Source organism: Bacillus nitroreducens (assembly GCF_964021195.1).
Window position 1 is genome coordinate 3,135,003 of sequence record NZ_CAXHYI020000003.1, and the last position, 14,029, is coordinate 3,149,031.

Sequence of the window (14,029 nt, forward strand, 5' to 3'; positions counted from 1 at the left end):
TGTCATTGTCTTGGCAAATGAATTAGAGTGGTACCACGTTAGGAGCAGCCTATCGTCTCTATTGAGATGATGGGCTTTTTATATTTTACTAAATTTAGGAGGGAAAACTATAGAGTACAATAGAAGCAATAGAACAATCCTTACAGACCGACTGTATTTGAGGATGTTCGAAACAAGTGATGCCAAGGATGTTCAAACATTATGTAATAATATTAATATCTATAAAACGACACTTAACTTACCGTATCCATATTCGTTAGACGATGCGTTAGGATGGATAAAAAACCACAAAAAAAGTTTCGATGAGGATCGTTCTTATACATGGGCCATTACAGATCAAGTGAGTAAAACACTGTATGGTGCGATTACATTATCAAACAATCGAGTATTTAATCATGGCGAGATTGCCTATTTTATCGGTGAAGAATACTGGGGCAAAGGGTACGGAACAGAAGCCGCAAAAGCAATCGTTGATTTTGGATTTAAGGAGAAGGACTTACACAAAGTGTTCGCCCGTTTTTTCAAATCGAACCCTGCTTCTGGAAGGATTATGCAAAAAATTGGCATGGTTCAAGAAGGCATTTTGAAAGACCATGTCAAAAAAGATGGGGAGTATGTGGACTTAATCTATTACGGAATCATTAACCCATATGAACGTAGAGAAACAGACACTTTGTAAAAAGGGATGAATGAAAGAGTAACTATGTTCAAACATACAAAAAGAGAAAGAAGGGGACAACATGGCAGTTAAGCAGGTGTAACATGGAAATAAAGAAAAAAAGACGCTTAGTTGCAGTATTAACCTTCATCGCAATAATGGCAGTCATAGCACTTATTTCGATTATCAGACAGATAATGGACGGCTTTTTCCCTAGAGGAACATCTCTTGCACTCTTCATTTTTGCGACTGGAATGTTCTATGTATATTTCCCTAACAAAAACAATAAGAGTCCCTAATCTATGAGTAGGAGAATATCATGCTTGATAAACGACTGAGTTCTCACAACCTGTCAAAATGATTAATTTAGTTATTACCATCTAATAGTTTCTAGGAATTGTGTTCCATAAATTAACAGCTTTATTATAGTTGATAACGTAGCTACCTAAACTTTGTATGAATCCAAGTCCAGGAACAGCTCTTCTTAATGCTTTTTTCAAGAATGCCTTAGCATTTGATACTATACAGACAAATTCTTGCAAACTTCAACTTTATTCGTAATCATAGATATTTTGAATCATTCTTTGATAATGTTAAAGATGAAGGGTAACAATTTCTGGAAAATAGCTAGATTTAAAAACATTATATAACGTAAGAGAGTGGTTTGTAATCGGTATTTATTCGATTTAGGAGGTTATTGAAATTGAAGAAGAAGTTTGCGAATCTGAGTATACTCTTTCTATGTATCTTCCTTTTAAACGGATGTAATAATACGGAAAGATACCAGCATATTGAAGTTTTTGTAAGTGAAACCTTAGAAAAAAACGATGAAGGAATTTATGAAAAAACGGGTTTTAAGAAGATTAATGCCATTACGATTGTTGAAGAGGATAAAAACCATGTAGCAACGGATATAAAATCGATTGAGGACTTTTACGATATAGAAGGTAATTATTTGAAAACAGAGATAAAACATTCTGAATATAAAAGGTCTAAGGTAACGAATGTAGAAGATGGAGGTGAACGTAAAAAAGAGCTTCAAGAACCTTCAACACTTCTAATACCTGTTGGAAAGATTGAACCGTTTCAAGTAGATCACTTGACCGAGGAAGAGAAAGAAGAAGTTAAAAATCATATTTTATCTTTCATCGATAAGCTTTAATGCTAATTTGTAATTAGGGGAGCTGAAGATGAATGTATAGTTCCTCATGTGAAGATCATAACCTGTACAGTTTAATAAACTAATTGGCTTTTGCAGTCTGATCATGCAAAAGCCAATTTGATTTGATTCTTCTAACTTTTAGATTAATCGTAAATTACATTTTTTCCTTCTTCACGTAACTTTTGTAAAGAGGTCAGCATATGGTTGATTTGTTCATCAGAGTGTCTTTCCCATGAACCCAATTCAGCGACAATTTTTAAAGGAGATTTTGACCGATACGAACGTGTTGGGTTTCCAGGAAATCTTTTGTCTGTAACGTTCGGATCATTTTCAAAATCACCTAATGGTTCTACGATATAAATTCTTTCTTTAGCTGTAGATTTTGCTAATTCAGCACCCCATTTAGCAGCCTCCAGCGTAGCTGTAAAATAGATATAGTTCGATTTTTTATCTTGGTAATTCGAAAAGTGTTGAGGTTCCAATAAATCGCCAATTTTCAATTCAGCTTTCGTACCATGAAAAAAAGGACCACGATCTAAAACATCTTTCTTATCGTTCATACGATACACCTCTTATTATTTGGATTTGAATTAACAGTATAGTACAGTCATTGCATAAAGAGTAGTCTATATTTTATGGGCAATCCATTGTATAATTATAGTAGAGAGAAACAGTGCGGCCGTATAAATAACATGATGATATAAAATATATTATTTTCCTGTAAATAAAATAATACTCACTTACCAACAAAGAACTTCTATTCTAATTAGAGGTTCTTTTTTATTTTGAACATGTAGAAAGAGTCGGATTTTTGTAAAAATATGTAATGAACATGGCAGGTTATTTCACTCTCCATATAGAATTATTTCTATTTGAGGGGGCAAAGTATGGAGTTCTATACATTTAACAAAGAGAGTGGAAAACAAATTACGAAATTCAATTCGGACTTTAGTATGGCTCTTATTGTTCAAACCAAGAAGAACGCACATATTGGGTGTATGCACTTAGATAAAGGCGGTGTTGTAGGGTATCACCAAGCCGTTGTCCCACAGCTTTTATTAATTGTAAATGGACAAGGCTATGTCCGAAATGAAAAGAATGAATATATTAAGGTACAGTCAGGAGATGCAGTCTTTTGGGAAAAAGATGAGTGGCATGAAACAAAAACCGATACGGGATTAACTGCAATAGTTATCGAATGTGAAGAATTAAACCCGTCACTTTTTATGCCTATAAAAAGGTAATTGTGATCGCCTTATTAAAACAGATAGACAAGGTGTACATAAAACTATTGGAATATGAAACGTTTCCATGAATGAGGTGCTTTTCAAATGAAACTAGGACTAAAACAAGACGAAGTTAGACTTGAAGATTACACTCTAGAATGGCAGAAAGAGTTTCGTAGGGTGAAACAGGATATTTTAGTTGTAACCCCAATTGAGCAAAATCGAATTGAACATATCGGTAGCACAGCTATTAAAGATATGATTGCCAAACCTATATTGGATATTGTTGTGGGTGTAGATGATAGTAAACATGTCGATGCCGCTATTTTTCACGGGCTAAAGAAAGTGGGCTTTTTAAGACTTCGAGTTCAACGTCCAAATGAAATCGTGCTTGCAAAGTTTACGGATGACACCTACGAAGTAAAGACACATGTTATTCATGTAGTTGATTATAATAAAGAACTTTGGAAGAATTTAGTCTTTTTTAGAGATTACTTAAATGAACATGAGACTGCGCGGATCCAATATCGTCAGTTAAAACAGAAATTTATTGAAGAACAGAATGGCGGAATTGCTGAATATACCGACTACAAGGAAAAGTTCGTGAGAGAGATTTATAGGAAGCGGATTTAGGAACTTTTGAAAGAATTAGTTTCGTAAAGGAGGTAAAAACAGTGGATCCAGGTGTGTTGTGGGAAGCGATATTACTGATTTGTCATGTAATTATAACCTTCTTAGCCTTAGCTATATTTTCGTCTGTTTTTCGTAAAAACAGGAAAAAGGGATCTATTTTTCTAGTTTTTTTGATCGTTATAGGGATTATGAATATGGATAATCTATTCGATTATTCAATAACATTGGGCATATTGTGCTGCTTGGTGTATTTAATCTTGGGTCTCATAACCTATTTATCTTTGAAATCCAAAATAACAGACAGAACTTCACTCTAAGGTTTGAATTATTTATTTTGAATGATTAAGGCGTATATTCTGTAGAGTATTTATACGCACTAAAAAGTCATTTAACCAAGGTACGTACAAAATAGGAGAGGAAATCGATGGTCGTTACGAAACTGTTCCTATTTGGAGCATTGTTTTTTAGTTTGAAAATAGGATTAAATCTCGTTCTTACAAAGGTATTCAGGATAAAAAAAGAACCCTATCAAATTGGGTTTGTGAATTATAAACATAAACGCATGAATCGTGTAGTAGGTCTGATTTTAATACCGATTTTTGTACTTTTATATTATGGCTGGCAAAAGGGGATGATATCAGCGTCATTATTTTTGGGGAGTATATTATTTTTACATGCCATTCCCTCAGTAACCGAAGCATACTTTTCTTGGAAAGAAGAACAACACACAAAATTTTATATATTATGTGTGGGGGAAGCGGTATTTTTAACAGTTGTTGGAATCTTTGTATCGCTGTTTGACATCTTCGGTTTAATGTTTAACTATTGAGGTCATCCTTTAAGTGACCAAAAAGTTCGTTGGGCCCATTATAAGGGGGGTATGTATGTTTGGGAATTTTAAGAAGTGGAAAGATCCGATTTTGTTATTGTCTTCGATTGGAATTTCCAATATCGGTGACTTTATTTACTTAGTTTCGATTAATATTATTGTCTATCAACTTACAGGTTCAGCAACAGCTGTAGCTGGTCTTTGGATCATTGCACCCTTAACTAATATTGTCACTAAATTTTGGACAGGTAGTTTCATTGATTATCGGAGTAAGAGAAAAATAATGATTGTCACATACATAGTAAGAGCAATCTTCATTTTCTTGATCCCAATTGCACAAAACATGGCAGTTATATATGGATTCTTGATCGTTCTAAGTGTGGCAAAAGCATTTTTTAATCCTTCATCCATTACGTATGTAGCAATCCTTGTTCCAAAGGAAAAAAGAAAACGTTTTAACTCAATACATTCATTTGCGAGTTCTGGAGCATTTATCATTGGACCCGCTATCGGTGGTTCACTTATTTTATTCTTTTCAGTTGATGCAACATTATGGATTAATTCCATCTTCTTTTTGATTTCTGCCATTCTATTATTATTTCTTCCTGAAAAAGAAAACATCGATAATGAAGCGATTCCGACATTAACAATTGCACAAGTGATTCGTGACTTTACCGTTGTTCAGAAATTCATGCAACAGAATCAGTATGTCTCTTTTGTTTATCTTGGATTTCTTTTGATTATGATTTTTTCTTTTGCCATGGATGCACAGGAAGTCGTATTTACTCAAAAGGTAGTTGGTCTTTCCGAATTTGACTATAGCTTATTGATAAGTATAACTGGAATCGGTTCCGTTGTAGCAGCTTTCTTATTGTCCGTTTTTTCAAATAAGATTTCTCTTCGATATATGATTACCATTGGTTTAATCATGATGACAATTGGTTATGTAATCTATGCCTTTTCATGGTCTTTTGCTTCGATTGTTGTTGGATTTGTCATCTTAGGATTCTTCAATGTGTTTTTAAATGCAGGAATCATGACCTTCTATCAAAACAATGTTCCTATTGATGTAATGGGGAGAGTGACAAGCATTTATCAATTAATCCAAAGTGTTATACAAGTCTTATTTATCTTGGCTATTGGGGTTGTGGCCGATCTCGTTTCCTTACGAATGACAATTGTTAGTTTGTCACTTGTCATGTTGCTTGCGTCCCTTGTCTTTTCAATTTCAATATGTAGTCCAAATAAAAAGAGCTTTTATCCAGAAGACAGTCATGGTGTAGGAGAACAAAATTTGAATGTGTAGATAGCTGAATCATTTACAAAGGCTATTCTTGTTAGATTTGAGTCATTTTAAAAGGGAAGGTGCAGGTTTTAGAAGGTAAGTGCACTGCGCACCTACAATTTGTCTACTACATATGAATAAATGAGATACCTATTATTATGAGGAGGAAAAGGTCCAATGTATGGAAATTATTATCAGGATCATTCTATTCCATTGTATAGACAAAGAATTACGAAGCAACAAGCTCAAGAAATTGCGCTAAACCGTGTACCTGGGAAAGTTCTACATGTAGATATGGATTTAGAAAATGGTGTGTTAGTTTATGAAGTGTTTATCTTAACACCAGATAACAGAATTTTTGAAGTTGAAATCCTTGCAAGATCCGGGAGGATATTAAAAGTCGAACAAGAAAATGATTTTGATTAATACGTCCGATTACTTAAAAAACAGGTGGTTATCCAAAAAGGGATTAACCACCTGTTTTATTGTATTCATTTTTTGATTATACTGCCTTAGTTACTTCTTTGCGAGCGGAGTATAGGTTACGCATGTTCCAGCAACGAAATCATGGATGGCTCGTTTATCTTCACGTACGACTACCATTACGATGCTTACAATAAGTCCGATACCTAACGTAATAGCATAAATGAACCCACCTACCACAATCCGAAGCAGCATATTCCCAATGTGTAATTCTTCACCATCAATCCTCGCAATTCGAATCCCACATAGCCTTTTTCCAACTGTATACCCGTAGCAAAAGACTGGTAGGAGTAGGGCATATAAAAATTCTAGAAGGCCAGATTGCCAAGAATCATCAATCGAAAAGCCAAAAATAAGTGAAAGCATAAAAATAAAAATGAAAATGACAAAACCATCAATAATTGAAGCCCCAAAACGAATCCAAAATCCAGCGGGTTCAAGATTTCGATGCATGTAACCACCTCCAATATAATGTATTCATCCACGTTGAATTCTATTTTACTATTTATTCATTTTATTATAGAGGTAATTTTATATTTGATTTAACGTCGGGCATGTAAATACCTCTTTGAGAGTGCTAAAAGGAAAAACTAAATGAGTAGGAAAACTTCAATTTAAACAGAAGCATCAAAAATGTTCTGAAATATTTACCTTTTCAATTGAGAACTGTTATCGATTATTGTATAGTAAATAGTAGATTGATCATTTACTAAGAGGGAGAACATACAATGCAAATATATTGGACGAAAATAAATAAAATTATTGAGGAATCTTCCGAGGTTAAAACGTACTTACTAGAATGTCCTGAAGGTTTCACATGGGAAGAAGGATCCCACACGCACTTTGCGCTAGAAGGATTCAATGCTGGTGAGAAACCAAATAAAAGCTTAGTACGCCATATGTCGATCTCTACATTACCACATGAAAATGCGATCGGTATTACGACACGTATCAGAGAGAAATGCTCTGAGTTTAAATCAATATTACGAACTCTTGAGGTTGGGAATCAAGTTGCTTTATTTAAAACACATTCAAACGTACCACTAAAGCGGGAAGACAAAAATGTATACTTACTTTCTGCAGGTGTCGGTTTAGCAACTTTTAGACCGCTTGTACTTGAATATTTGGAACACCCTGACAACGTCAATCAGATGCATTCCCTAAACATTGATTCATCAAAAGAGTTCTTGTTTACGAATATTTTTAAAACTGTTCCTGATAAAAATCTTACATCTCAGTTTGTTGATAATCGTAAAGAGTACTATGAAGAAGTGAAAAGACTTGCTGCAGACAAGGACGGAATCTTCTATGTTGTGGGAAGCGACGATTTCCTTGTCCAGAACATTGAAATCCTTCGTGAGCAAGGCATTAAACCAGACAAAATTATGCTCGATAAGCGTGAACAAAGACGCTCTGAGTTATTATCACTAACTGTAACCATGTAAATGAACAAGGAAGCGATGATCCAGTTGGATGGTCGCTTGTTTCATTTTATCAGTCTTTGTTAGAGTAAATATGAGGTGTTGAAATGCCGTTAAAAGACCTTTTGCACGAAAATTTCCCTAATTTAGAACTAAGACCACCTTTATTTTATGGCTGGGATATTGGAATTCGTTTTGAGCTTGGTGTCGAGTGGTTTACGGATATTGATGATCATAACAGCAGATACGTAAGGGACTGTTATAATAGAGCGATTACGTTATTTGAAGCCCTACACTCACCAACAGATGACTTATATATAGTGATCGATGTGAATGATTATGATAAGGGGAAAAGTCTCAAACAACAGTTAAAGAATTTTTCTCCGTATGTGAAAAAATCATTATTGTATCGTTTAAAACATCAAGAATTGCCATATATTTTTCCAGAAGAGGATGAAGAGGGTACATATAAAACTCACAGATTTACGCTGACATGTAAACCATCTGATATGAACTATGTGCGATTGCTAATAGCCATTTGCAATCAAGATCTAGGGCTGAGACCGAGAATGTTACATAGGACGTACTTCGTGAACATCAATCGAAAAACCATTTTTCATGTTTACGATGATAGAGGCTGTGATGTGTTGGCAGCCTCACCGTCTACACTAAAAGATGTTTATACGAGATACAATGACTGGATATTGGATTACGACAGAACTAAAATCGAAAAGTTATTTAAGTAGGAAACGCTCACTTAGCGTTTCCTCTTAGTTATTGTTTAAAACCTTTTTTCAATTTCCTTGAATACTTCACTATTAATCGCTGGCGGTTCTTCATCATTCTCTTTTAATTTCCAACTAATAAGTCCACTAATCGATGAAAATAGTAGAGCGCCTTGCCATTCTATCTTAATGCCCGCCATACATATATCAAGTATATTTTCAAATCGAAATAGTTTGAAACATGACGAATTCAATTTTAAAATAACTTATTATACATTTAACAACTTACATTTACATATGTACTGCATTTTTTTAACTAGGCTGAAAATAATAAGTTCGGGGGTGATAAAATGGCAACGGCTAATATTGGCGATAATATTTCATTTAAACGTGATGGGAAAAGCTATAAGGGAACGGTTAAGGTTGTAAGAGAAAATTCTGTTGTTGTAGAATACGGACACAACAAAGAAAAAGACGAGCCAATTACTACGATCGTCAATCATAAAAATTATAAGGTTACTAAATAAACGCTGTGTAAGAAAAATAAACGTAAAATTCCAGGCCTTCCAATTCAGTTGTGAAATAGCAAATGGGGGGCCAGGATCAAGCTTCCCAAATTATATAGCAGAAAAAGGAATCTGCATGAGTGAAACCTTTTACAATTTACAATCGTAAAAGGATTTAGAGATGTAAGAGGGAGGAATTTTACGTTTGGGAATAGATCATATAGCTTATTTAGCTGGCGTGGCTTTATTAGATACACTAAGTCCAACCATAGTCGGTGTTACATTATATCTTGTTTTAACGGACAATAAAAAATTAATAACAAGACTGTCTGCATACCTATTTACAGTTACGATTTTGTATTTTTCTTTAGGAATTATACTGATGTTAGGATTAAATTATATTATTGAAGCACTTTCAACTATTTTTCAAAGTAGATGGATTCTTTTCATAACGAGTGCTATTTTATTAGTTGGTAGTTATTTTATCCCTAAAAATAAAAAAAGCAATATACCAAAGCCTAAAACTCAAAGTATATTTGCGATAATAGCAATTGGGATAGCCACTTTTTTAATAGAGGCTGGCACAGCTTTACCGTACTTTGCGGCTACGGGCATACTATCGAACATTGATATTCCATTCACTCAAAAACTCCCGATTATTGCAACTTATAATCTGGTTATGATTCTACCAGGAATCATGATATTTATAGGATACAAATTGTTCCAAAAGAAGCTAAACTCCACCTTTGTGAAACTACAGGAGAAAATATCAAATAGTACCAACTCTGTACTGTCTTGGAGTATGTCGATCGTTGGAGTGATCTTAATCTTGTATTCCATTGATGGTTTAACCATTTCTTTCTAATAAAACTGAATAGATTGATTAAATTTTTAATAAATGAGTTTTGAACAATTTCTTGGTATCGTCAAGTTAACGATACCTATTTCTCTTGATTGTATGAAATTTCACGCTTGTTTATATGGTGAGGTGTTTGATTATGTTATATGACGATAGATACCATTTCCACGTAGGTTATTACGAAAATGGCTATGATTTAGAAGCTGTTGCTTTTAAAAGACAATCACAAGGCATTTGGGACATCTATTTTGACATCGAACACTATGGTTATAAAAACAACGTCCAAGATGTCGAATTAAAAAACTTTGGCATAAGAATTTTTTCAATAGAAAACAAGGAACTAGATTATCATGATGCAGCAAAGAAATTTGAGCAGTGGCTAGTAAGCCAAAAAATGATCTAGATTAGTATCATTCAGAATTAGGTTTGATAGATAAAAATCGGATATGGTTTTATGAACATGCATAAATTAGTTTTACCTACACTTTCACAGTTAAGTTTTATCTTATTACGTCAAATGACTTGTTTTGTATTTAGATATGTAAACGGCACCTAACTATATTTACGTTAGGTGCCATTCCTTACGATATATTCTTTTTCGATTCATACGACGATTGGTCGGCCTTCATGTTCTGTGGTAGCATTTGAATCGAGTCTATGACACTATCTAATTTCGTTTCGATTCGATGCAGTAGATAGAATGTCACGACGACAGGAAAGCCAACCTCTTGAATAAAAGGCAGTAGATGTTCCACGAAAAGTTCCTCCTCTCCTATAAATAAAGCCAACTCCCTTTTGATGAGAGCTGGCCCATTTTCGATTAAAATTCAACGGATTCTACATTACGTTCCACAACTCGTGCGCTCTTTTTAGAGACAATCGGTCCACCAGGTGTTAGAAACGCATTGGATGAAACGATGGTGTCCATCGCAGCCGATACTGCCGCTGGATCAACAGGTTCAATTGGGTTTTCAATCGAAACCGTTGCCGTCTTTCCATCCTCATTAATGAATTGCATTTCAAGTGTCTTTGCCATCTGTTATTCCTCCTTTCCTCTTATTCTCCAAAACGATTACTCACCATCACTTGATAGCATGAAGCTATCATTACGCTCAATGTTTGTTAGTTGTAATTCTTGAAGATCGACGATCGCAACCGCTACTGCATATAAATCTTCAGCAGCTACAACAGGGTTAATATTGTTGTAGTTTTTGTTTTTGTAGGTCATTTTCCCTTTCTCATCGTATCCATTCTCAAACACAAAGCGTAACTGTGTACGTTGAATATCTTGTGTTACTGCCATGTCCCTCACCCCCTTTTCACCTATGTTATAGAGGGGAAGGAGGGAAATGGGGCATCAAATTTGAAATTTTTAACATGAATTTCTAGTGTGTTGAACACTTTTTTCTTAAATTTTTTGTATGAAATAATAATAGGACATTATTTTGTAATCTGAATAACTGATATATTACCTAAAACGATAGGAAAAAATGCCCCGTGTGTAGAAGAATATACATAAATCAATTATAGGAGGAATAGACTACAATAAAATCGTGCTCATAACTAATTGTCAAAAGGGATGGCTTGAGGAATTACGATTGTTTTAAATGGAAATGTTACATAACAACAAAGATCGTTAAAAGAAATGATTCATAAAAATATGTAAAGGCTTTCATTTTATATCGTAGAGAAGGGGTTATTCATGAGAAGGTTACTTGAAGCAATTAAGGCAAATTATGACTTTTTTGTCGATGTGTATGAGCGGACATCGAGTACTAGGTACAGTCAAGAACAACCACAATATGAAGAAAAGAAAAGGAAGGTATCTCGATCCAATGTAATCCCATTTGTTCCAAGAGAACAGTTCGTTCGAAATAAACATAAAAAACACATTCAAATCGAATATACTAAACGCAAAAAATTTTAGGGCTAAATGATGCAAGTAACGAACTTGCGTCATTAGGCCCTTTACTTGTTTTATGGGATAAAGATTTACTTGTTACACATGTGTTGTCATCTAAATACATAATAGTAAATTAATGTAAAATGTTGTAAAATTATAATTATTCATAATAAATAAAGGGGTTCTATATGAAGAAAAAAATTTATAGAGTATTAGGTTTATTGTTGTGGTTATTGTTTTATATTACGGGGGAATCCATTTGTTTAAGTATCAGATAATAGAACTATACTTATCCATGGAACATAAAGAGTATGTAGAAGAAGAGGGGGCGTTTATACCATTCGTTATCACCCAGAAGATAGAGATAAAGTAAAAAAATTCATAGAGATTACCCCACAAATCATAGAGTGGGGAGAATTATGGTTTAAAGAACAAGATTTTTCCGAACAACATTTAACCATTTACCTCAAACACACGGACGACCAACTTCTCCCAAGTCTCTCTACTGAAGGTGTTTTTATAGAAAACAATTTGATTGTATAAAATAGGAATGATGATATTGATTATTTACTTAATACTTATTCACATGAATTTGCGCACTATTTTTTACATATAGCTAGTCATAAATCCAAAAATATTCCTGCTTGGTTTCATGAAGGAGTAGCAAGCGCATTTGCACAAAGAATTGCTCCGATCACTCTCGAAGATAGCCAAGGATATGATGTAATGCCTCTTGCCGACATTAAGCGAGAAGAAGATTATTATAATAGCACATATAGATTTATGCATCATGTAGTCGAACATCTGATTTATAAGCACGATATGCAGGCTTTAATGTTTCTCATACAAAAGACAAATGAAACAGGAGATTTTTCTAAAGTATTTTATGATTTAACGGGGATCGAACTTAAAGATTATCATAATCAATTTTCAGGTAGACTTGGAACCTATTAACAACATTTCTCACTTGCTTGCAAATGGGGAAATCGAAGCAGCTGAGCAATCAGCCTTAGCCTATTAGGTCATTATTTTTATGATGCGCCACTAGTATATAAATATTTAGCGGATATTTATCTGACTCAAAAACGTTACGAAGATGCATTCATCACCCTAGAAAAGAACGTAGAGTTCCAAGACAATCCAAATCTTTATCAACGACTGGCCGAACTTGCAATACAAACAAACAAGAATAGAGCACTAACATATGCCGAGGAGGCAGTGCAGTCGGCAATAAGGAACGATTGGAACGTAGTGGAATATAAAAGGTGGTTAACGGAAATTAAAGAAGAGATATAAATAATAAATCAAACACTTAAATCTGTGAGGGAGGTTTTAATATTTTAATTTTAGTGGCACTGCTACTATTATTCATCACAGTTATATTATTTTTGACATTATGTGTAAAGATCGTAATTGCTTACATACAAAAGAAACCATTTCCTAAAAGACTATTATTCACAACAATGTCTGGTGTTGTATTGCTGTGTTCCATCTATATGTATGAGATGTACTTTTTTACTTTTTCAAAGATTGATAGACAAGCTATGCAGGAAGGACCTGGTCCAGTACCATCACCATCAGGAGCCTATATCGCCCATGCCTATTATGAACCGTATGGTGGAGCAGCTGGGGGCGTGAATGTATGGGTTGATATCATAAGTACGGATGAAGAAAATCGTGTTCAAACTGTCTACTATGGTGATGCCAAAACTCATTTTACGTTGGAATGGGTGGATAATGATACCCTGTTTATTCAAAATGAAGAGCCTCAATTCCCTAATTCTAATAGAAATACTGTATTAGTAATTGGAAAAGAGATTTACCATGAAACTGGATTGGCTTGTCAAAGTGTCCTTATGAAAAAACAATTTGAGACATGCTATCATAACTAATTTCCGTAATACGTACGCCAATATGAAAATGTAGCTTAGATACGGGTTAATTTCGTATAACCCTATTGTCATACATATCGAGTGACGTTAAACCAGCAACTTTATAAAAAAGATAAATAGTAGGTGAAACCTTTAAAACACATGAACCGTATAAGATTAATGGAGGTGTGATAATCAAATGGTTTTTCGTTCAAAAGTAGATGCGTTTTTTGTTAAATTTATGTTGATTGTGGTTTAACAATAACAAAGGTTTCACCTACAAATAGTATTTTTACAGGTCATAGAATATTGTCCTCGAGAAATGCGCTTGAAATTTTCAATAAAACAACATTTATGGGGAGTATTAAAATTTCACCGGATAATAAAAAAGAGTTTATCAACGAACTAAAAAAACGGTGTCCTCATATTCAAATTGAAGAATGAAATTGCTAATGCCTTTTGTTCAAA

Annotated in this window: 23 protein-coding genes and 1 other annotated feature (1 of these 24 running past the window's edge); of the genes, 17 read left to right on the top strand and 6 right to left on the bottom strand. The window is 34.1% G+C overall.

What is annotated here, in order from left to right; translation table 11 throughout:
- Positions 1 to 63 (top strand) — a binding site (T-box leader); it begins 161 nt to the left of the window's first position.
- 46 nt (positions 64 to 109) lie between these two features.
- The 3 genes from ACWPVE_RS19160 to ACWPVE_RS19170 all read left to right on the top strand — a co-directional run bounded on the left by ACWPVE_RS19160 (position 110) and on the right by ACWPVE_RS19170 (position 1,820).
- A complete protein-coding gene (locus tag ACWPVE_RS19160; RefSeq protein WP_453997639.1) occupies positions 110 to 679 on the top strand; it encodes a GNAT family N-acetyltransferase in 570 nt (189 codons plus the stop codon).
- Between the two features lie 83 nt (positions 680 to 762).
- A complete protein-coding gene (locus ACWPVE_RS19165; RefSeq protein ID WP_453996158.1) occupies positions 763 to 957 on the top strand; it encodes a hypothetical protein in 195 nt (64 codons plus the stop codon).
- 404 nt (positions 958 to 1,361) lie between these two features.
- A complete protein-coding gene (locus ACWPVE_RS19170) occupies positions 1,362 to 1,820 on the top strand; it encodes a hypothetical protein (RefSeq protein ID WP_453996160.1) in 459 nt (152 codons plus the stop codon).
- 143 nt (positions 1,821 to 1,963) lie between these two features.
- Here the strand turns inward: ACWPVE_RS19170 and arr are convergent, their stop codons facing one another.
- Positions 1,964 to 2,380, bottom strand: coding sequence for an NAD(+)--rifampin ADP-ribosyltransferase (arr, locus tag ACWPVE_RS19175; RefSeq protein WP_453996162.1), 417 nt, complete (start codon positions 2,378 to 2,380; stop codon positions 1,964 to 1,966).
- 327 nt (positions 2,381 to 2,707) lie between these two features.
- On the opposite strand from arr, the gene ACWPVE_RS19180 reads away from it, so the two are divergent.
- The 5 genes from ACWPVE_RS19180 to ACWPVE_RS19200 all read left to right on the top strand — a co-directional run bounded on the left by ACWPVE_RS19180 (position 2,708) and on the right by ACWPVE_RS19200 (position 6,219).
- On the top strand, positions 2,708 to 3,064 hold the full coding sequence (locus ACWPVE_RS19180) for a cupin domain-containing protein (RefSeq protein WP_453996164.1): 357 nt from the start codon (positions 2,708 to 2,710) through the stop codon (positions 3,062 to 3,064).
- Positions 3,065 to 3,151: 87 nt separating this feature from the next.
- Positions 3,152 to 3,679 carry a GrpB family protein gene (locus ACWPVE_RS19185; protein ID WP_453996166.1) on the top strand — a complete coding sequence of 176 codons (528 nt, stop codon included), beginning with the start codon at positions 3,152 to 3,154 and terminating at the stop codon, positions 3,677 to 3,679.
- Between the two features lie 424 nt (positions 3,680 to 4,103).
- Positions 4,104 to 4,508 carry a DUF4181 domain-containing protein gene (locus ACWPVE_RS19190; RefSeq protein WP_453996168.1) on the top strand — a complete coding sequence of 135 codons (405 nt, stop codon included), beginning with the start codon at positions 4,104 to 4,106 and terminating at the stop codon, positions 4,506 to 4,508.
- 55 nt (positions 4,509 to 4,563) lie between these two features.
- Entirely contained in the window at positions 4,564 to 5,814 is a 1,251-nt protein-coding gene (locus ACWPVE_RS19195; protein ID WP_453996170.1) for an MFS transporter, read from the top strand.
- A 156-nt stretch (positions 5,815 to 5,970) separates the two neighbouring features.
- On the top strand, positions 5,971 to 6,219 hold the full coding sequence (locus tag ACWPVE_RS19200; RefSeq protein WP_453996172.1) for a PepSY domain-containing protein: 249 nt from the start codon (positions 5,971 to 5,973) through the stop codon (positions 6,217 to 6,219).
- Positions 6,220 to 6,309: 90 nt separating this feature from the next.
- Here ACWPVE_RS19200 and ACWPVE_RS19205 read toward each other — a convergent pair whose 3' ends face one another.
- On the bottom strand, positions 6,310 to 6,729 hold the full coding sequence (locus tag ACWPVE_RS19205) for an RDD family protein (RefSeq protein ID WP_453996174.1): 420 nt from the start codon (positions 6,727 to 6,729) through the stop codon (positions 6,310 to 6,312).
- A gap of 275 nt (positions 6,730 to 7,004) precedes the next feature.
- Here ACWPVE_RS19205 and ACWPVE_RS19210 point away from each other — a divergent pair, with 275 nt between their 5' ends.
- Together ACWPVE_RS19210 and ACWPVE_RS19215 are read left to right on the top strand one after the other, a co-directional pair.
- Positions 7,005 to 7,721, top strand: a complete 717-nt coding sequence (locus ACWPVE_RS19210) for a dihydropteridine reductase (protein ID WP_453996176.1) — start codon at positions 7,005 to 7,007, stop codon at positions 7,719 to 7,721.
- A gap of 83 nt (positions 7,722 to 7,804) precedes the next feature.
- The gene (locus tag ACWPVE_RS19215) at positions 7,805 to 8,443 is read left to right on the top strand and encodes a DUF3885 domain-containing protein (protein ID WP_453996178.1); all 639 of its coding nucleotides are present in this window, start codon (positions 7,805 to 7,807) and stop codon (positions 8,441 to 8,443) included.
- Between the two features lie 35 nt (positions 8,444 to 8,478).
- Here the strand turns inward: ACWPVE_RS19215 and ACWPVE_RS19220 are convergent, their stop codons facing one another.
- Positions 8,479 to 8,622, bottom strand: coding sequence for a hypothetical protein (locus ACWPVE_RS19220; protein ID WP_453996180.1), 144 nt, complete (start codon positions 8,620 to 8,622; stop codon positions 8,479 to 8,481).
- A gap of 150 nt (positions 8,623 to 8,772) precedes the next feature.
- Between ACWPVE_RS19220 and ACWPVE_RS19225 the strand changes: the two genes are divergently transcribed.
- From ACWPVE_RS19225 to ACWPVE_RS19235, 3 genes are all read left to right on the top strand, one after another.
- Positions 8,773 to 8,949, top strand: coding sequence for a DUF2187 family protein (locus tag ACWPVE_RS19225; RefSeq protein WP_453996182.1), 177 nt, complete (start codon positions 8,773 to 8,775; stop codon positions 8,947 to 8,949).
- Between the two features lie 184 nt (positions 8,950 to 9,133).
- Positions 9,134 to 9,793 (top strand): GAP family protein, encoded by a 660-nt coding sequence (locus ACWPVE_RS19230; RefSeq protein ID WP_453996183.1) that lies wholly within the window; start codon positions 9,134 to 9,136, stop codon positions 9,791 to 9,793.
- A gap of 133 nt (positions 9,794 to 9,926) precedes the next feature.
- Complete coding sequence (locus ACWPVE_RS19235; protein WP_453996185.1) at positions 9,927 to 10,190, top strand: DUF3986 family protein; 264 nt, start codon at positions 9,927 to 9,929, stop codon at positions 10,188 to 10,190.
- A 178-nt stretch (positions 10,191 to 10,368) separates the two neighbouring features.
- Here ACWPVE_RS19235 and ACWPVE_RS19240 read toward each other — a convergent pair whose 3' ends face one another.
- From ACWPVE_RS19240 to ACWPVE_RS19250, 3 genes are all read right to left on the bottom strand, one after another.
- Positions 10,369 to 10,542 carry a YvrJ family protein gene (locus ACWPVE_RS19240; protein ID WP_453996187.1) on the bottom strand — a complete coding sequence of 58 codons (174 nt, stop codon included), beginning with the start codon at positions 10,540 to 10,542 and terminating at the stop codon, positions 10,369 to 10,371.
- A 65-nt stretch (positions 10,543 to 10,607) separates the two neighbouring features.
- Complete coding sequence (locus ACWPVE_RS19245) at positions 10,608 to 10,823, bottom strand: DUF2922 domain-containing protein (protein WP_453996189.1); 216 nt, start codon at positions 10,821 to 10,823, stop codon at positions 10,608 to 10,610.
- A 36-nt stretch (positions 10,824 to 10,859) separates the two neighbouring features.
- On the bottom strand, positions 10,860 to 11,090 hold the full coding sequence (locus tag ACWPVE_RS19250) for a DUF1659 domain-containing protein (RefSeq protein ID WP_453989973.1): 231 nt from the start codon (positions 11,088 to 11,090) through the stop codon (positions 10,860 to 10,862).
- A 399-nt stretch (positions 11,091 to 11,489) separates the two neighbouring features.
- On the opposite strand from ACWPVE_RS19250, the gene ACWPVE_RS19255 reads away from it, so the two are divergent.
- From ACWPVE_RS19255 to ACWPVE_RS19270, 4 genes are all read left to right on the top strand, one after another.
- Positions 11,490 to 11,714, top strand: coding sequence for a hypothetical protein (locus tag ACWPVE_RS19255; protein ID WP_453996191.1), 225 nt, complete (start codon positions 11,490 to 11,492; stop codon positions 11,712 to 11,714).
- A gap of 702 nt (positions 11,715 to 12,416) precedes the next feature.
- Positions 12,417 to 12,644, top strand: a complete 228-nt coding sequence (locus tag ACWPVE_RS19260) for a hypothetical protein (RefSeq protein WP_453996193.1) — start codon at positions 12,417 to 12,419, stop codon at positions 12,642 to 12,644.
- A 509-nt stretch (positions 12,645 to 13,153) separates the two neighbouring features.
- On the top strand, positions 13,154 to 13,582 hold the full coding sequence (locus tag ACWPVE_RS19265) for a DUF5412 family protein (protein WP_453997641.1): 429 nt from the start codon (positions 13,154 to 13,156) through the stop codon (positions 13,580 to 13,582).
- Positions 13,583 to 13,822: 240 nt separating this feature from the next.
- Positions 13,823 to 14,005, top strand: a complete 183-nt coding sequence (locus ACWPVE_RS19270) for a PH domain-containing protein (RefSeq protein ID WP_453997643.1) — start codon at positions 13,823 to 13,825, stop codon at positions 14,003 to 14,005.
- The last annotated feature ends 24 nt before the right edge of the window (positions 14,006 to 14,029 follow it).